General features: G+C 43.4%; 14 protein-coding genes. 8 read left to right on the top strand and 6 right to left on the bottom strand.

Annotated elements, in window-relative coordinates; genetic code table 11:
• Positions 1-2 precede the first annotated feature (2 nt).
• Both GVN16_RS20490 and GVN16_RS20485 read right to left on the bottom strand, forming a co-directional pair.
• On the bottom strand, positions 3-692 hold the full coding sequence (locus GVN16_RS20490; protein ID WP_166565811.1) for a hypothetical protein: 690 nt from the start codon (positions 690-692) through the stop codon (positions 3-5).
• Between the two features lie 110 nt (positions 693-802).
• On the bottom strand, positions 803-1,495 hold the full coding sequence (locus GVN16_RS20485; protein WP_166565810.1) for a hypothetical protein: 693 nt from the start codon (positions 1,493-1,495) through the stop codon (positions 803-805).
• Between the two features lie 79 nt (positions 1,496-1,574).
• Here GVN16_RS20485 and GVN16_RS20480 point away from each other — a divergent pair, with 79 nt between their 5' ends.
• From GVN16_RS20480 to GVN16_RS20470, 3 genes are all read left to right on the top strand, one after another.
• The gene (locus tag GVN16_RS20480; protein ID WP_205748933.1) at positions 1,575-2,204 is read left to right on the top strand and encodes an LON peptidase substrate-binding domain-containing protein; all 630 of its coding nucleotides are present in this window, start codon (positions 1,575-1,577) and stop codon (positions 2,202-2,204) included.
• Between the two features lie 43 nt (positions 2,205-2,247).
• Positions 2,248-2,694 carry a peptidylprolyl isomerase gene (locus GVN16_RS20475; protein ID WP_166565809.1) on the top strand — a complete coding sequence of 149 codons (447 nt, stop codon included), beginning with the start codon at positions 2,248-2,250 and terminating at the stop codon, positions 2,692-2,694.
• A gap of 137 nt (positions 2,695-2,831) precedes the next feature.
• Complete coding sequence (locus tag GVN16_RS20470) at positions 2,832-4,838, top strand: cytochrome c biogenesis protein CcdA (RefSeq protein ID WP_166565808.1); 2,007 nt, start codon at positions 2,832-2,834, stop codon at positions 4,836-4,838.
• Positions 4,839-4,924: 86 nt separating this feature from the next.
• Here the strand turns inward: GVN16_RS20470 and GVN16_RS20465 are convergent, their stop codons facing one another.
• Positions 4,925-7,351 (bottom strand): glutaminase family protein, encoded by a 2,427-nt coding sequence (locus tag GVN16_RS20465; RefSeq protein ID WP_166565807.1) that lies wholly within the window; start codon positions 7,349-7,351, stop codon positions 4,925-4,927.
• 215 nt (positions 7,352-7,566) lie between these two features.
• Here GVN16_RS20465 and GVN16_RS20460 point away from each other — a divergent pair, with 215 nt between their 5' ends.
• Complete coding sequence (locus GVN16_RS20460; RefSeq protein ID WP_166565806.1) at positions 7,567-7,968, top strand: hypothetical protein; 402 nt, start codon at positions 7,567-7,569, stop codon at positions 7,966-7,968.
• Positions 7,969-7,987: 19 nt separating this feature from the next.
• On the opposite strand, the gene GVN16_RS20455 is transcribed toward GVN16_RS20460, so the two are convergent.
• Positions 7,988-9,529, bottom strand: coding sequence for a YifB family Mg chelatase-like AAA ATPase (locus GVN16_RS20455; protein ID WP_166565805.1), 1,542 nt, complete (start codon positions 9,527-9,529; stop codon positions 7,988-7,990).
• A 37-nt stretch (positions 9,530-9,566) separates the two neighbouring features.
• Positions 9,567-11,045, bottom strand: coding sequence for a M20/M25/M40 family metallo-hydrolase (locus tag GVN16_RS20450; RefSeq protein ID WP_166565804.1), 1,479 nt, complete (start codon positions 11,043-11,045; stop codon positions 9,567-9,569).
• A 215-nt stretch (positions 11,046-11,260) separates the two neighbouring features.
• Between GVN16_RS20450 and GVN16_RS20445 the strand changes: the two genes are divergently transcribed.
• The 3 genes from GVN16_RS20445 (at position 11,261) to cysS (ending at position 16,833) form a co-directional block, all read left to right on the top strand.
• Complete coding sequence (locus GVN16_RS20445) at positions 11,261-13,330, top strand: S9 family peptidase (protein WP_166565880.1); 2,070 nt, start codon at positions 11,261-11,263, stop codon at positions 13,328-13,330.
• Positions 13,331-13,479: 149 nt separating this feature from the next.
• On the top strand, positions 13,480-15,186 hold the full coding sequence (locus tag GVN16_RS20440; protein ID WP_166565803.1) for a DUF6089 family protein: 1,707 nt from the start codon (positions 13,480-13,482) through the stop codon (positions 15,184-15,186).
• Between the two features lie 159 nt (positions 15,187-15,345).
• Positions 15,346-16,833, top strand: coding sequence for a cysteine--tRNA ligase (gene cysS, locus GVN16_RS20435; RefSeq protein ID WP_166565802.1), 1,488 nt, complete (start codon positions 15,346-15,348; stop codon positions 16,831-16,833).
• Here cysS and GVN16_RS20430 read toward each other — a convergent pair whose 3' ends face one another.
• On the bottom strand, positions 16,834-17,679 hold the full coding sequence (locus tag GVN16_RS20430; RefSeq protein WP_166565801.1) for an N-acetylmuramoyl-L-alanine amidase: 846 nt from the start codon (positions 17,677-17,679) through the stop codon (positions 16,834-16,836).
• 166 nt (positions 17,680-17,845) lie between these two features.
• On the opposite strand from GVN16_RS20430, the gene GVN16_RS20425 reads away from it, so the two are divergent.
• A complete protein-coding gene (locus tag GVN16_RS20425; protein ID WP_166565800.1) occupies positions 17,846-18,862 on the top strand; it encodes a M28 family peptidase in 1,017 nt (338 codons plus the stop codon).
• Positions 18,863-19,030: the final 168 nt, after the last annotated feature.

The following is a 19,030-nucleotide window of genomic DNA, read 5'->3' as shown; positions in this document are numbered from 1 at the left end:
ATTCAGTAGAAAGCTCCTGTAACCGACAGTACAGCCAAGCCAATACCAGCCCCCAGCAAGACCAAAAATATCTTTAAATACGTCAGCCATTCCTTCCTTGTACCTGCCTTTGTGCGTTCAGACCGCTTTACAAAAGGCTTTTTCCTGAAAGCCCTGAATAAGAAATACAGCACCCCCGAAAAAGAAGCAATACCCAGGATGGCAAACAATATAAACCAGAAAGCACTGCCAAAAATGGAGGCGATGGTGAGATAGAAAAACCCGTAGGTGACAATAAACATCAGAAAAGCCAGCAAAACGGATATTATTCCTGGCTTGATTTTACTTTCTTCCTTAACCTCTTTTTTCCTGGTTACTTTCTGATGAACCTGATTTGCCTGGATAAGTGAATCCAGTTTTTTTGTACTCAGGGTAGTCTCAGAAGACCTGGCCCAGAGCGAAGCTTCAATTTCCGGATGCATATCCCGCCTCACCGGCATTCCTGCGGATACACCAAGCAGAATCATCAGAACTGCTTTCGAAAACTGCGGGTATTTTTTGAAATTTCTGAGCAAGTACAAAACCGTTACAAGGACCAGAAGAAAGAGGAACTTTACCTCTTCAAAAGTATAAGTAAACAAAGGCAAGGCAAATCCGGGCAAAAAAAACAAAAGATGCCGGAGGTTGAAAGGTGTGTTTTTAAAAAAATTCATGGCCGGATGTGGTAAGTGCTTTTGAAATAACAGGTTTAGCAGACCGAGGTTTTATCTCAGCCACAATCTGAAAACCAAGTATCCAAAGTTAAAACAAAATATCAACAAACCTAGTAAAAAAACAGTCCGCCTAAAGCTAAGAGTCCCACAATCAATATAAACAACAGGGTCATTTTTACGATTTTAAAGTAAATCTTGCTCTCCCTTTTATTATCGGCCTTTGTCCGTTCAAGGCGTTTCTTGAAAGGTTCTTTCCTGAAAATTCTGTGCAGAAAATATACGGCCCCGGCCAGGGCAAAAATCCCGAGAGCCAGGAAGAAGAAAAACATAACGACGCTGACCATCGTAGCCACAGCCGTCATATAGATTGACCCAAGCCCAACGAGAGACAATAAAAGGAAAAGAATAGAAGCTGTCACCTTAGGATTAATTTCCTTCTTACCCTCCATCGCTTTTCCTGTTTGCTGACGGGATTTTATCAACGAATCCACCTTCGCCTGCGTTAAGGTTGTTTCCGTCGATCTGGCCCACAAAGAGGGTCTTGGTTCTGCATCGTTAAAAGAAAAAGAAGTAAACAGCCCGAGCAAAATCATGATAAAAATCTTCGAAAACCTGGACCTTTCTTTAAAATCCCGCAAAACAAAAAACGCTGTCCCTGCGAAAAGAATGAACATGAATTTAACATCTTCAAAACTGAAACTAAAGTCTGTCATCAGTCCTGAAATCATTCCTGTGAAAAAGAGAAAACAAAGCCGGCTGGTGTTCAGGTGGACGCTGAACTTAAGGATATTTTTATAATTCATGTTTGACAGAGTTTGCGAAACGATTGATTTCAAAGTTAATAAAATTTCTTAACTTTGGATAAACTTGAATAGTCAGATTATGTTACTGCTTCCACTTTTTCCTCTGAATATCGTGGCCTTCCCTCATGAAGACCTGAATCTGAAAATTTTTGAGCCCCGGTACAAGCAACTGATCAATGAGTGCATTGAACAAAACTCCACTTTTGGAATCCCTTCTTATTTTAACAATAAGCTGCAGGGATACGGAACAGAAATGACGGTAACGCAGCTTGTCCGGACTTACCCAAACGGTGAAATGGACATCCGCACCAAGGGCCTCAGGATTTTCAGGATCATCGACTTTCATAATCCGGTGGAAGGGAAATTATACGCCGGCGGGGAAATCAGTTATGTCAACCACGAAGAAATCAGCGAGGAAATTTCTCATGAATTATTGAATCTTGTGGAGAAATTCTATCTCACCATCAACACCCCCGTGAATTATCTGAGCAGTACACATCAACCTTTCAGTTTCAGGATTGCCCACAAAATAGGCCTGTCGCTGGAAGAGGAATATAAGCTCCTGATAACCAAAACCGAACAGGAAAGACAGAAAATGCTCATCGTTCATCTGGAAAAAATCATTCCGATCATGCAGAACATTGAGAAAACGAAAGCCAGAATTGCCCTGAATGGTCATTTCAAAGAAACTGATTTCTTAAATTTCTGATATTTTTGACTAAATTTGCCGCAAATTAAAACAAAGAACAACTATGCGTAAAGCAGAAATGATAACAGACAAAGGCACGATGCTGATCGAATTCTATCACGAAGATGCTCCTTTGGCCGTTGAAAACTTTATCAAACTTTCAAAAGAAGGATTCTACGATGGCGTAACTTTCCACCGTGTGATCCCTAACTTCATGATTCAGGGTGGCGACCCGACCGGAACCGGTGCAGGTGGTCCGGGATATACCATTCCATGTGAACTGAACGGAGGTAACCAATACCACGACCGCGGCGTGTTGTCGATGGCTCACCGTGGCAGAAACACCGGAGGATCTCAGTTCTTCATCTGTCACAGCCGTGCCAATACCGCTCACCTTGACCGTAACCATACTTGTTTTGGTAAGGTCGTTGAGGGGGTGGATATCGTTGATGAAATCCGTCAGGGAGATAAAATTCAGAAGATCAACATCATCGAAAGCGAAGAAGCTTAATCTCAGCTTTTGAGGCTTTCAGATAATTTAACAAGAAAGCTATCCGGAATGGAATATTTTCGGATAGCTTTTTGTTTTGATAAAATACATCCTTTTTAAGCCTGATTACGTTAATAATTGTACAAAAACCAATTGATATGTTTAATAAACTGAGTTATATATTCGTCTTTTTGTTTTCCTTCCTGTTTTTTCAGACTTACGCCCAGATCGAAAAACCCGCCACATGGTCTTTCAAAGCTGCCAATGAAAATCCCAAAGTCGGTGAAACCATAGAACTTCAGTTTATTGCCACTATCGACAAAAAATGGTATCTGTACTCTTCAGACTTTGATCCGGACTTAGGCCCGATCGTTACTACCATGACTTTTACTCCAAATGATTCCTATCAGTTATTGGGTAAAATCAAGGCGGTGCATCCGAAAAAGAAATTTGATGAAATATGGCAGGGCGATGTCACTTATTTCAAAGAGAAAGGCTTATTCACACAAAAAGTAAAGATATTAAAAGAGAATGCCGTTATTTCCGGCAATATTGAGTTTCAGACCTGTACAGAAGCCGACGGAAAATGTATCAACGGCAAAGAAAAATTCAGTTTTAACATTCAGGCCAAAGCTGCAGAAGCTGGCCCGGTTAAAACAGATGAACCTGTTGTTTCTGAAGATACTTCCAAAGCTGTAACCGACGGCACAGCTGTCGCAGCAGACACCATCACCGCTGAAAAAGCAACGGATACTCAAATCTCAACTACTGAATCAGAAAAACCTGTGGAAGAAACTCAAAGTTTATGGCAGTTCCTGCTGCTTGCCTTCGGAGCGGGTATCGCTTCTATTTTCATGCCGTGCATTTACCCGATCATGCCGATGACCGTCAGTTTCTTTACTAAACAGTCGAATGGCAGGTCTAAAGCCGTTTTTTACGGATTATCCATCATGGCTATTTTTGGTGTGATGGGTTTGATTACCATGGCTTTCGGGGCTCCGTTCCTGAATTTCATCAGCACCCACTGGATACCGAATCTTATATTCTTTCTCATATTCATATTATTCGGAATTTCCCTGCTCGGGGCTTTTGAGATCGTATTGCCACACGAAGCTGTCAATAAAATAGACCGTATGTCAGACAAAGGTGGTCTGATCGGTATCTTCTTTATGGCTTTGACGCTCGTAGTAGTTTCTTTCAGTTGTACCGTTCCTTTTGTAGGCTCACTCTTGATCCTTGCCGCACAGGGTGAGGTCTGGAGACCACTATATGGTATGCTGGCATTCGGATTGCCGTTTGCGATCATCTTCACAGCTCTGGCCATGTTTCCTCAGTTCCTTAAAAACCTGCCGAAATCAGGTGGCTGGTTGAACGAATTGAAAGTAGTTTTCGGGTTCCTGGAATTTGCACTGGCCCTTAAATTCTTAAGCAACATTGACCTGGCCTATCACTGGAACCTGATCCACCGTAACATCTTCCTGGTCATCTGGATCCTGATAGCCTTTTTGGTGGGATTATATATTCTTGGATTTATCAGGCTTTCGAAAGACAGTAAAGTTGAGAAGTATGGCTGGCAGAGGATTTTCTTCTCGCTGATATTTTTCGGACTCTCATTTTATATGCTTACCGGGGTAACCGGTAAACCGCTGGCACTTCTATCGGGTATTTTGCCTCCGATCCCGACCACAGAAGTTTCTGCCGCTGCAGATGGACCTAAAAACGACAAAATGAGGCCTATACCTCACGGTTTATCAGGTTTCTCTGAATTTGAAGATGCCCTGGCTTATTCAAAAGAAGTAGGCAAACCGGTGTTGATCGATTTTACAGGTTATGCCTGTGCCAACTGCCGTAAAATGGAGGAGAATGTCTGGTCGAAACCTGAGGTATTACAAAGACTCAAAGAAGATTTTGTGATCGCATCTCTGTATGTAGACGATAAGAAAGAATTACCGAAAGAAAAACACTATAAATCGACCTACGATGATGAAATGAAAACCACCATCGGCGACAAGAACATGGATCTGGAAATCACAAAATTCAATAATAATGCTCAGCCCTATTATGTGATCGTAGACTCAGAAGGCAAGACAATCGTACCGCCGCTTGGGTATTCAAGCACTGAAGATTTTATCAAATTCCTGGATAAGGGAAAAGGCAAGAAGTAACAAATTCGTTTTTATACAAGAAAACACCGGCTCAGGAAAACTGGCCGGTGTTTTTGTTTTGTCATATCAATATTTCCGGAGAAATGTCACTTCATTTTCATCTCCAGAACCTTCATAAAATACCCTCCTACTACGCTTCTTGCCTGAAAACCACTCATAACCCCTGTTTTCGTTTCATGCCAGTCGCTGATAGGCACGCGTGAGGTCGTCTCAAGGGCATAAGTGTAAATGGGATTGATAAAGGCTTCAAAATCCTTCTTGTTATCTGCCAACACTGAGGTCCATACGATCCAGTCGGACTTGGTATAGTCCCTGCGGCTATCCAGTGGCAGGCCGTATCTGTTTTGCCTGGTCAGATAATATTTAACTTCCGTCTCCAGTACCGGTTTCGGAAAATAATTCATTTTCAGCACCTTATCCCACACCAGGTTATATTTCTGACTCCAGGTGCCTTTTTTATCGAAAGTCAGTGCATAATGGTCTCCGTCTTTTGCCATTTCCATCCAGTTTTTGACGAAGCCTTTGGTCATGTTTTCATATTTGTCTGCGGCAGCTGTCTCTCCGATTTTCCTGGCCATTTCAGTGTACGCACCCAGGGCCACGATGGCTTTAACGGAAAGGTTGGCATTACGGGCCAGGTGACCTGCAAAGTCGTCCGTACATAATTGATTTTCAGGATCAAAACCGTATTTACTCAGGTAATCAGCCCAGATCGTAAGGGTGTTCCAATGCTTTTTGGCATAACTTGCGTTATTTTCAACCTTACTGATTGCCCCGGCCAGGATGATCATGTTACCACATTCTTCCACAGGCATGTCTTCTCCGTAGGTTTGTCCGTTGGCCAAAGGGTAAGTCCCCAGGTCATGTGCAGCAAAGGGCTTAGCCCATTTACCGCTTTCGCTGTAGTAAAATATACCGTTAAGCATGCCTTTCAGCAAATCGGGATTGTAAATCAAAAACAAAGGAGCAGAAGGGTAAGTCACATCCACAGTATTGATGGAGCCGTTGCTGAAGTTTTCTTTGGATAAAAACAGGATTTCGCCTTCAGGGCTTTTCACCAGCTTATGTGCGGCAATACTCTGACGATAGGCCAACTCACAGAGTCTGGCATATGTTACACCCCCGGCTTTTAAAGCATCGTTATAAATAGTTTGATTTATTTGTTTACACTTAGCAATAATCTGAGGATAGCCTTTTGCTGCCTTACTAAGTTCACTTTCGATCGTTGACCCCTTTTCTTTCCACCATGGTAATAAGTTTTTACCAAAATACTGAACAGAGTACAAATCATCATAGCCGAGCAAAAACACCTGTTCTTTGGCTGTGCTGCCTACAGCACCCAGATTTGCGTCTGTCTTTAAACCTAAGCTTTTACCGGTAATTTCCAGCTGATCATTTCCCTCACCCTTTTGAACAAAGCTCTGTTTTACGTTAGCTGAAGCTGCTGTTGCCAGGTACATATAACCCCAGTCAATACGCAGATCATCCCCCTTTTTCTTTAACACTGCCTGTTCGATAGTACCGGCTTTTAAAATTTTCAATCCATCCTGCTCATATTTAATAGCTTTGATCTGCTGGGAAGGGGTATTTGAAGCAATATCCGTAGAAGCGGTAAGACTTACTTTCACCTGGTGGGTTTTACCGTCAACAGACTTCACTTTAGTTGATATATAAGAAACAGGACGAGCCATAATATCCAGATCATTGATAAGCAAAGGAGACGTGAATGTCAGTTCCAGGTTCACTTTACCACAGGTAAATTCATAAATCGTCTGGGTAGCGTTTAACTTTACTGATTTCTGAACAGCCACTAACTGGTTCGCGTCCACCACCGGTTTAACCTTCTTCACAATACCAATATCCAGCAATGCTCCGCCACCTGTGTTGATGACGTGAATGGCAAAGAGGTTCTTTCCTTTCTTTAATTTTGATTTTATTGATGGGGTCAATGGCAAAAGCTTGTATTTACCCGCACAACAATTAGCATTGTAAATCAGCTCGCCATTCAGGTAAACCTCCACATCATCATCATATTGCAGCTTTAGCAAAGCCTCGTCAAGGTTGATATCGTTCAATGTAAATGTTCTCCTCATCCAGATATTGCGGCTTTCCCAGCGGGTTTTGGATACGCCATCAATATTGCCGAAAGGGGCGGCTCCGGTTTTCCATTGGCTATCGTCAAATGCCACCGCACTCCAGTCTTTACCGGGCTCGTTTTCGGTATATTTCGCCTGGTAATTTTCGACGTCCCCGGCAGGCAGTATACTATCGTAATCATCCGACTTACCCCCAAGAAATCTGTAGTTTTTACCGTCTACTTCGGCATAGCCCAGCAGTGAATGCTCGGTGCCTGTCCAGTGCCTGGTGGGTGAACCTGTGAGTTGGTCTGTATTAGACCAGATGCTGAAATAAGGATCGTGGGTGATAAGCGGATAAGCAGGGGCCTTTCTACTCTGGGCTGTACCTGTTAAGACGTAAACATAAATAAGAAAAAAGCTGAATAAGTGTTTCATGCTAACTGTTAATGGTTGAATTTCTTTATACGATTAAATGTCAAATTTATAAAAATAGGTCCATGAAAATACGGATCAGCTTCTAAAACTAAAAAATAGTATGTTCTCGCAAACGGCACATGGATTTATTAACTAAAGTTAAGGAGATTCTATTTTCTGAAATTGACCTTTGCATAACAAAACAACTCCGTGAAAATCGGTTAAAAAATCAGGTTATGAACAGAAAAGCAATCCTTAGAATAGTCAGTATTTTGGTCCTGGGTTTTATGGCCTGCGGCTGCACAGACGATGCTCCTGCGGGCAATACCCATCAGATAACATATGAAGTAACAGGTAATTTCAGCGGCAAACTTTCGGCAGTCTACACCAGTCCCAACGGAAACACACTGGTTGATGAACCCGCTACGCCGCTTCCCTGGGCAAAACAAGTCACCTATGACACTAAAGTGCAGGGTGCTGGAATAAGTATTGTCTCCTCTGAACCGGCATTTTTGGGCTCAGCGGGACAAACCATTACTTTAAAGATTTCCGCTGGCAACAAGGTGCTCCATAACCAATCCTACACAGCAACTGCTATGGGCATTATCAATATTCCGACGGTGGCGTTTGTGTTTTAAAATGCTCATACCGACTTAATCACCCCGCCCAGTTCTCCCTGTCCAGGCTCCTGTATTGAATGGCTTCGGCCAGGTGTTCTATGCGGATTTCTTCTGAGGCGGCCAGGTCGGCGATCGTCCGGGAAACTTTCAGGATGCGGTCATAGGCCCTGGCGGATAAACCGAGGCGTTCCATCGCTTTTTTGAGCAGGGTTCTGCCGGGATCACCGATCTCGCATACATGCTTAACCATCTCGGCGGGCATCATGGCATTGGAGTGTATTTCTTCAAAGTCTTTAAATCTTTCGATCTGCCTCTCTCTCGCTTTAACCACACGCTCCCTGATCTCAGCAGAGGTCTCACTTTTCCGGTTGGAAGAGATCTGGTCGAAACTCACCGGCGTCACTTCCACATGAAGGTCGATACGGTCCAGCAACGGCCCTGAGATTTTGTTCAGATATTTTTCTACTGTGCCGGGAGGGCAGGTGCATTCCCTGTCGGGATGGTTATAATATCCGCAGGGGCACGGATTCATACTCGCAATCAACATGAAACTGGACGGAAACTCTACTGCCAGTCTTGTCCTTGAAATCACCACTTTGCGTTCTTCCAGGGGCTGCCGCATGACTTCAAGTACCGTCCTTTTAAATTCGGGAAGCTCGTCAAGAAAAAGGACACCATTATGTGCCAAGGAGATTTCACCTGGTTGAGGGAAGCTCCCGCCACCTACCAAGGCAGCGTCCGAAATCGTATGATGCGGGTTACGGAAAGGTCTGCGGGCTATCAGCGTTGCAGATGTTCCCAGCTTTCCGGCTACCGAATGTATCTTGGTAGTTTCCAAAGCCTCAATCAAAGTCATCGGAGGCAATATAGAGGGTAAGCGTTTCGCCAGCATGGTTTTGCCGGCTCCGGGAGGGCCGATCATGATGGCATTATGTCCGCCCGCAGCAGCAATCTCTAAAGCACGTTTGATATTTTCCTGGCCCTGAACATGAGAAAAGTCAGCCTCGTATTCAGTAATGGTATGATAAAAGATATCGCGGGTATCTGTAACGGTCGGTTTAATATCAATAGTGCCCGCCAGAAAATCCACGGCTTCCTGCAGTGTTTCCACCCCGATAACTTCCAGATTATTAACAATAGAGGCCTCGCTGGCATTTTCTTTTGGCAAAATAAATCCTTTCAGCTTATTGGCCCTGGCTTCTATCGCGATGGGCAAAACACCTTTGATGGGTCTCAGTTTGCCGTCAAGAGACAATTCGCCCAGGATCACATAATCTGAAAAATTCCTTTCAAATTCTACTTTCCCCGAACAGGCGATGAGACACAGAGCAATCGGCAGATCATAGGAAGAGCCTTCTTTACGGATATCGGCAGGAGCCAGATTGATGATGGTCTTATAACGGCTCTGTTCATAACCGCCGTTTTTCAGGGCTGCATCAATACGTTGCAAACTTTCTTTCACTGCAACGTCCGGCAAACCCACAACATTAAGACCGATTCCTTTAATGACACTGACTTCTACAGTAATTAAGGCTGCATTTACACCGTAAACCGCAGCTCCAAAAGTGGTGGACAACATGATAGATTTATATATTAATTAAATATCTCTGTTAAAATCAAGGCTCCCAACGCCAGTCTTTGCCAATAATCAATTCGTTTTTAAGGTTTTGTTTGATTAAAAACTCCTTGGTTTCTTCATCGTTGAATTTCTTCGACGGCAATTTTTCGAGGTTGGCCATTGCATACAACATCATGGCCGTATAGCGTACATTGTTATTTAGCTGGTCTTTATTAATCAGGTCAAACCTGTCACAGTTAGCATGATAGCAGTTGTAAGCCTTCACAGGGAAACTTCCGGACGGCGAACTTACCGGCACACCCTGGATCATAAATGGCTGGTGATCGCTGTGCAATCCGGCTCCGTTGCGGTTGGCGTTTTGATAAGTATTGTCAATTTTCTTGATGATTTCCCCTATTTCGTCAAAAGAAGCCTTCAGTTCCGGTCTTCCCGAAGCATTAAAGCCCTGGGCGTTATTCACCATATCGAGGTTGATCATCAGCTTCACCTGGTCTATCTTGCCTTCTTCCTTATATTTCTTAACCATGTGTCTTGAACCCAGCAAGCCCTGCTCCTCTCCCATAAACATCACAAACTCGATGGTTCTTTTGGTTTTCAGATTGAGGCTTTTAAAGACTCTGGCCACATCAATCACCGAAAAAGAGCCGATACCGTTGTCCATCGCTCCTGTAGCCAGATCCCATGAATCCAGGTGTCCGCCGATCACTATTTTTTCATCTTTCAATTTCTTCGAGGTACCCGGCAAGGTAGCGATTACATTCCTCGCATTGATCGGACGGCTGAAGTTACGCATATCAATCACCGCAAGTATATCTTTTTCATCCCTGATCCACTTGCGTATAGCTTTACCGGATTCTACGGATACGCAAACCGCCGGAATAGGAATCAGTTCTCCTGTTACAGAAGCCGTTCCCGTCAATAAAACGCCACCCTGAACTGCATTGGCAATGATCACACCCGCGGCACCATATTTAATCGCCAGGGCTGTTTTTTCAGACCTGTGCAGGTTTTTCTTTCCTTTATTGCTTTCTGACTGGATATTGATATTAAAAAGGGCGATTTTACCCTTCACCTGCTCCTTTACTTTTTCAAAATCATCATCAAGGCCATCACCACAGTCTACCACGGGAGCAGAAAGATGGCTCGAAACCGGGGAATGGGCTAATGCGACCACTTCCACATCTCTGAAATTATCACTTTTCTCAGGTACAATAGCCAGGCTCACTGTATCTCTTGACCACGACTCCACCACAAACGGCTGATAGCTTACATTGGAATAACCGTAGCTTTTCAAAAGATTGAAAGCATATTCTTCGGCTTTTTTACCATTGGTACTTCCCGTCAGACGGTGTCCTATTGTTTTGGTAGCCTCCTCCAGCCTCTCATAGGCCTGTCCTTTTTTCAGGACATCTTCATTAATTTTTTTGAAAACCGTTTCAAAGTCGGTAGGCTTGGCAAAAAAGGCGGTAAGGCCAAAAACAGTCAAAAGCAGTAATGCGAAGAAATTCTTTTTCATTTACAGTTTAAGTAAACAGGTTATTTTAAAATTATGACGTAAAATAATATTGAAGTTTCAATAAATATGGCACACTATCCAATAATAATTGAATTTCAACCCCTAAATATAGATTATTTTCTATTTATTTGAATGTATATTTATTTCAATGCATGAAAAAAAACATTTTACTCATATCAATTTTAGTTATCTCAGAAATGACGTTCGGACAATTAATGAAAAAAGAAGGGATCAGCATCCCGGCAGCCAGCAAAAAACCACACCCGCTTACCATCCATGGTCATACCCGTACCGACAATTATTATTGGATCAATGAAAGGGAAAGCCCGGAGGTACTGGATTACCTGAACTCGGAAAACAATTACCTGAGCAAGGTAATGGCCCCTGTGAAACCCTTCGAAGACCGCCTGTTTGAAGAAATGAAAGGGAGGATCAAAGAGGCGGACCAATCGGTTCCATATAAAGACGGTCAATATTATTACTATTCCAGATTTATCCAGGGAGGAGAATATCCTGTTTATTGCCGTAAAAAAGGCTCTCTGGAAGGAGCAGAAGAAATACTCCTGGATGGCAACAAACTGGCCGAGGGCCAGTCTTACTTTAATATCGGCGGATTTGAAATATCTGACAACGAACAGATCATGGCCTTCGGGATCGACACCATCAGCCGGAGAAATTATACCCTGAGATTCAAAGACCTCAAAACCGGGAAGCTGCTTGATGATGTCATTGAACTGACCGAAGGCGGCAATTATGCCTGGGGAGCTGATAACAAAACAATATTTTATGTCACCCGTGATCAGCAAACCTTACTGGGAGATAAAGTGTACAGGCATATATTAGGTACCGATGTTAAACGTGACGAGCTGGTTTACGAAGAGAAAGACAACCAGTATTACATGGGCATCTACAGGACCAAATCTAAAAAATACATCTCGATTTACAGTGGTCAGAACGGGGTAGCTACCGAATTTTTCCTGCTGGAAGCTTCAAACCCATCGGGCAAATTCGAATCGTTTCTTCCCCGCAAAAAAGGGCACGAGTATTTTATTGACCATTATCAGGATAAATTTTATGTAAGGACCAACCTCGACAATGCCGTCAATTTTAAACTGATGGAAGTGAAAGAAGGCAAAACAGCCGACCTGACCGCCTGGAAAGAAGTGATCCCGCACCGCCCCGAAGTACTTCTCGAAGGCATAGAGGTTTTTAAAAATCATATGGTGGTCCAGGAAAGAAAAGAAGGGCTGATCAATCTCAAAATCATCAACCAATCTACCAAAAACGAGTATTTTCTTGATTTCGGAGAACCTGCCTACGATGCTTACATCGGCACCAATCCCGAGTTTGATACCCAGACGCTGCGTTTCGGGTACAACTCCATGACTACCCCCTCTTCTACCTTTGATTATAATATGGATACAAAATCCAAAGTATTAATGAAAGAACAGGAGATATTGGGAGGCTTTGACAAAAATAATTATAAGACCGAACGGATTTTCGTAACCGCCCGCGACGGAGCCAAAGTACCTGTTTCAATCGTCTATCACAAAGACACCAAAATTGACGGTACCGCACCATTGCTGCAGTATGCGTATGGTTCTTACGGGGCTTCCATGGACGCATCCTTCAGTTCCAACCGGTTGAGCTTGCTGAACCGTGGTTTTGTCTATGCCCTTTGTCACATCAGGGGCGGCCAGGAAATGGGCAGAAACTGGTATGACGACGGCAAGATGTTTAAGAAGAAAAACACTTTCAATGACTTTGCGGATTGCTCAAAATTCCTCATTTCTCATCATTTTGCTCATAAGGAGAAACTTTTTGCCATGGGCGGAAGTGCCGGCGGACTACTGATGGGAGCTGTGATCAACCAGGCTCCGGAATTGTATAAAGGTGTTGTAGCCGCTGTGCCATTTGTGGATGTGGTGACTACCATGCTTGACGAAACCATCCCGCTGACCACCGGGGAATTCGAAGAATGGGGTAATCCAAAAAACAAAGATTCGTATGACTATATGCTTTCCTACTCTCCGTATGACAATGTAGAGGCAAAAAGCTACCCGAACATGCTGGTGACCACCGGATTACATGACAGTCAGGTGCAATATTGGGAGCCTGCCAAATGGGTTTTAAAATTACGGGAAATGAAGAAAGACAACAACCTGCTGCTCATGCATACGAACATGACGGCCGGGCATGGTGGAGCCTCCGGCAGGTTTTCACAGCTGAGGGAAATAGCCATGGAATATGTTTTTTTATTAGATTTAGCCGGGATAAAACAATGATCTGATTTGAAGAATAAATTTAAATATTTGCCAAATTATTTTTATTCAATTCATTTTATTATATTTTTGCACTTATTATCATTAAATTATTACATAATTTTTATTAGCCAGGTTAATGGTATTTTTTCTATAAAACAAACAAAAATAACATGAAGAAGGTCGCAATTTTATTTGTAGCAATCTTGTCTTTTGTATCCACTACGACTCAAGCACAAGATTCTTGTACAGTATGTAAACCGTATCCTTGGGAGGTCGGAGCCTTGTTAGGCGTAAACCAGTACTTCGGGGATATGCACTGCAGCAAACCCTACGCATCTCAGAACAGCCTTGTAGGGGGCGTATTTTTAAGAAGACATATCAGTGATTACATTGCTGTACGTCCTCAGGTTCTTTTCGGAAGACTTGCGGGAAATGATCTTGACAACCCTGACAAAAGATGGGATTACAGAAGATTGAAGTTTACCTCTCCCTTAGTTGAAGCAGCACTCCTTGCAGAAATCTATCCCTTTAAAGAAAGAAAATTTCTTTGTGAAGGCTTTACAAAGAAAACCTTATCTCCTTACATATTCGCCGGTATAGGTGTCACTTACACCAATCCGACCATTACTCAGCAGCCGGGGGCTACTTTCCCGGTTATACCACGTGATTTACAAGCCGACAGAGACAATCTGAAAAAATTCGGTGCTGTGATTCCATTTGGTTTAGGTTTAAAATACAACGCTTCCGAAAGATGGACCATCGGAGTGGAAGCGGGTTACCGTTATGCTCTTTCAGATTATCTTGATGGTCTGAGTATAGCTGGTAACGATGGAAGAAACGACGGTTACTTCCTTGCCAACATCCTGGGTTCTTACAGGTTTGGCGACAAAGATTCTGATAAAGACGGCGTGGTTGACAAGTGTGACCTTTGCCCTAACGAACCGGGTCTTCGTAAATTCCAGGGATGTCCTGACACCGATGGTGACGGCGTGCCTGACAAAGATGATGCTTGTCCGACCCTTGCAGGTCCTCTTGGCCTGAAAGGATGTCCTGATACAGATGGTGACGGTATCGCTGATAAAGATGACGCTTGTCCGACTTTAGTAGGAACTGCTGCTCTTAACGGCTGTCCTGATAAAGACAATGACGGCGTAGCTGACAAAGACGATGCATGTCCTGATGTTCCTGGTGTTAAAGAACTGAGAGGATGTCCTGATACAGACGGTGACGGTATCACTGATAAAGAAGATGCCTGTCCTAACGTAGCCGGTCCGGCTTCATTGAACGGTTGTCCTGACAGTGACGGTGACGGTGTTGCCGACAAAGATGACGACTGTCTGAATGTTCAGGGTGCCAGCAGTGCCAAAGGATGTCCTGACAGCGATGGTGACGGCGTGCCTGATAACAAAGACCTTTGTCCTTCAATTCCGGGATTGGTTTCAAATCAGGGATGTCCTGAAGGTTATGTAAATGGTGTGGCTCCGGCTCTTGGTTACAAAACCAAAAGCGGCTGTCTGATCACTACTGCTGAATTGGATGAATTGGGCTTCGCTGCTCAGGGAATCGAATTCTACGCAGGTACAAACAAACTTAAACCATCTTCATACAAATCACTTCAAAGGGTTTGTAAAGTGTTGACAAGATGTCCGGATGCGGTTTTAGGTATCAATACCTACAACGACGGCGGAAAATCTGCAGCAGACGTAAGATTAGCTAAATTGAGAGCTTGTGCAGTGTATACTTATTTCCTTAAAAAGAAATGTATCTCTAAATCAAGAATGACATATGACGGATTCGGAGATGAAGATCCTAAAACATTCTATCTGACTCCGGACGGCAAAAAAGCCGGCTCAAGAACTGAATTTGTTCTTAAATAAGAATATTTAAGACAACGAATAAAAAGAGCGGCCTGCGGTCGCTCTTTTTATTTTACCGGCAGTTAAGAAAACCCCGAATATTAATTCCGGAAAACAGGCATGAGAATTGCGTATTAAGCGTTAGATTTGTGTTAAAAACCAAAAAATATTTTGAACAGGATGCAGCCTTTGAAAGTTTACAATACCCTCACACGACAAAAAGAAATATTTGAACCTATCATTCCCGGCCACGTAGGCCTGTATGTTTGCGGCCCGACCGTCTATAATTACGTGCATTTGGGTAACATCCGGTCTTTTCTGACCTTTGATGTGCTTTACAGGTACCTGATGCAGACCGGCTATAAAGTAAGATACGTCCGGAATATCACCGATGTGGGACACCTGGTCGGAGACGGAGAAGAAGGCGAAGACAAAATCGGTAAAATGGCCAAGCTCGAAAAACTGGAGCCTATGGAGATCGTGCAACGCTATACCAATGATTTCCATAAAGTGCTTGATCAGTTTAATTTCCTACCTCCTAGCATTGAGCCTTCTGCTACGGGGCATATGGTAGAGCAGATTGAGGCCGTCAAGTCCCTGATCGAAAAAGGGCTGGCTTATGAATCCAACGGTTCTGTTTATTTCGACATCAATAAATACAATGAAGCAGGAAACGACTACGGAAAATTGTCCGGCCGGATCCTGGAAGATTTATTAAACGAAACCCGTGAGCTGGACGGGCAGGCTGAGAAAAGAAACCCGCTTGATTTTGCCATCTGGAAAAAAGCCGCTCCCGAGCACATCATGCAATGGCCGAGTCCATGGGGCATGGGATTCCCGGGCTGGCACCTTGAATGTACCTGCATGAGCACCAAATACCTGGGTAAACAATTCGATATTCACGGCGGTGGAATGGACCTGAAATTCCCTCACCACGAATGTGAAATTGCCCAGGGCAAAGCCCTCACCGGTGAAGAGCCCGTGAGATACTGGATGCACTCCAATATGCTGACGGTCAACGGACAGAAGATGTCCAAATCACTGGGCAACAGTTTTTTACCAGCAGAATTATTCTCAGGATCACATCCCTCACTGGATCAGGCATACAGCCCGATGACGGTCAGGTTTTTCATGCTGCAGTCGCAATACAGAAGTACTCTTGATTTCTCTAACGACGCACTGAAAGGATCGCAGAAAGCTTACAGAAGACTTATCAATGGTCTCAGGATCGTCAAGACCCTTGAATTTGAAGCTTCTGAAACACCTGTTGACGAGAAAAAGAAATCTGAAATAGACAAAGCTATCACGGCATTCTATGATGCCATCAATGACGACCTGAACACAGCAGTGGCCATAGCTCAGTTGTTTACCTTATTGAAATACATCAACATGATCTATATGAACCAGCTGGCCCCTTCTGCTTTGGGACAGGAGACTTTCGATGCATTGAAGTCAAACTTCGTCCTGTTCTTTGAAGATATCCTCGGGCTCAAAGAAGAAAAGCTGGGAAATGACGAATCGGTGATCAACGGTATGCTGACTTTGTATAAAGAATATAAGGCCAACCAGCAATACGACAAAGTGGATCAGGTGCGTGCTTACTTTAAAGGCAATAACATGACCATTAAAGACATGAAACACCGCATAGACTGGGCCTGGGAGGAGTAATCAGAGTTTGATATCCTCCTCGCTGTGTTTTTCTATTCCGGCTGCAAACCAGTTGGCGATAGCCTGGCGGTTGTTAGGAAGCAAAAGCCGCTTGCGGTCAAACTCATTGGTAATATTGCCCAGTTCAATAAAGACAACGGGAGGTTTCGAAGCCTGGATCATCCATAATTCCCTGGACTTCACTTCACCGGAATATCCCCTGCCCTTCTGAGCAGAATCATATTTGTCCCTGATGGTGTCGTACATTTTATGGGCCAGCTGCTGGCTTTCGGGTTTACTGTCGTTATAATAGAAAAATATATCCACTTTATGGTCCACATAGCGTGAATCAACGTGGGTTTCGATCACCCGCTGTACCTGGTATCCTTTTTGAGCATTTTCCTCATACAGTTTATTGATGATCGTTGTCCGCTGTCTTAATCTCGCTATCTGCCCTCCTGGAATTTTCTGATCCATCCAGACGGTTTCGTCGTTATCCATTTCCAGGTATTCATCATCCCTGATCCCATCATTTTCGTCCCTTACGATCATGTAAACCTTGGCTCCGTGGCTGATCAGGTTCCTGGCCAGTCTCAGGCTGATGTCATAGGCATATTCGTCCTCAGAAATGCATTTTTTATCGGTTTTGCAGACAGCTCCGGGATCAGGACCACCATGACCGCTGACTACATAGTAAACATGATTGGCCAGCTTGGAGTCTATGATAGGCGTTACGGCGTATTTGGAACCGAATATGGAATAATTAACAACTTTGACCGGTTTTGATTCAGAAGGTTTTCTTTCGACGAACGAAAAACAAAGTATAGCCAAGGCCAAAGAGGAGAAAGCGTATAAACGTTTTTTCATCACAAATGTCATTTTTTATTAGAAAAGCGAACATGAATTTTACCTCATGTGTTGTTGCCGGGTAGTATTCAGATACAATCCGGAGAAACAAAATACGTTAATTTAGCAATAAAACCCTAATTTTGCGGAGTCAAATTCCGAAAATCTTATTAAAACTACCCTTTTGATGAAAAAAACCGGTCTATTTCTTGTTGTTTCCCTGATCATTTTTGCGGGTTGCAGATCAAACGAAAAAGCAGAAACCACTACTGAGGAACAGGCAGTAGTCAGTGTACCAGCACCTGCGTTTTCAAGCGATTCTGCCTTTCATTTCCTTGAAAAACAGCTGGCTTTCGGCCCGAGAGTTCCCAACACTCCGGCACATGTAAAAACAGCGGCGTGGCTCATCCAGAAATTTAAATCATATGGCTTTGAAGTAACAGAGCAGAATTTCAAGCCTGTCAATTATGAAGGCAAAGCACTCAACGCCAAAAACATCATTGCTTCCACTAACCCGGCAGCCGCAAAGAGGGTGCTTTTAGCCGCTCACTGGGATACCCGCCCGATTGCCGACAAAGACGACGAACGTCAGACTCAGCCGATTCCAGGGGCCAATGACGGTGCCAGTGGCGTAGCAGTACTGCTGGAGATCGCAAGAATCATCCACGAGGCTCCCAAAAAACCTGAGGTAGGCATAGACATCATTCTTTTTGATGCGGAAGACTGGGGCGAAGCCATTGATTATAAGAAAGATTCCGGATTACAATACGGAGGATATCTTTTAGGATCAGACTACTGGTCAAAAAACCTTCATAAACCTAATTACACTGCTTTCTATGGTATTCTTCTGGATATGGTCGGGGCTAAAAACGCGACATTCAGATATGATGAGACCTCTATGCAGGCCGCTCCTTCCATTGTAAAAAATGTATGGAATACCGCGTCTCAGCTTGGGTTTAGCCAGTACTTTTTAAATGAAAGCGGTGGAAGTATCTACGACGACCACGTGCCGGTGATAGCCAATGCTAAAATTCCGATGATTGATATCATTGATCTGAAAACTTCTTTCGGAAGTAGCGGTGCAGATTTTTTCAAAGCTCATCATACCCATGATGATGATATATCTGCTATTGACAAAAACACTTTAAAGGCCGTGGGTCAAACCGTTCTCCAGGTATTGTATAATGAAGGTAGTGTTCAATAATGCTGTCCTGACTTCATAAAAACAAAAAAGACTGGCCAACACCAGTCTTTTTTGTTGAAAATATATCAACAATAAGCTAAATCTCTATAATTAATTCCCTTATTTTTTCTTAGGACATTTTTTACATTGCTTGCCACCCTTATCTTTATAAGACTTACAGCATTTTTT

This window comes from Emticicia sp. CRIBPO (genome assembly GCF_009905725.1).
Lineage (GTDB): Bacteria > Bacteroidota > Bacteroidia > Cytophagales > Spirosomataceae > Leadbetterella.
The sequence above is the reverse complement of the archived record's forward strand: the minus strand, read 5'-3'. Positions and strand labels throughout refer to the sequence as shown.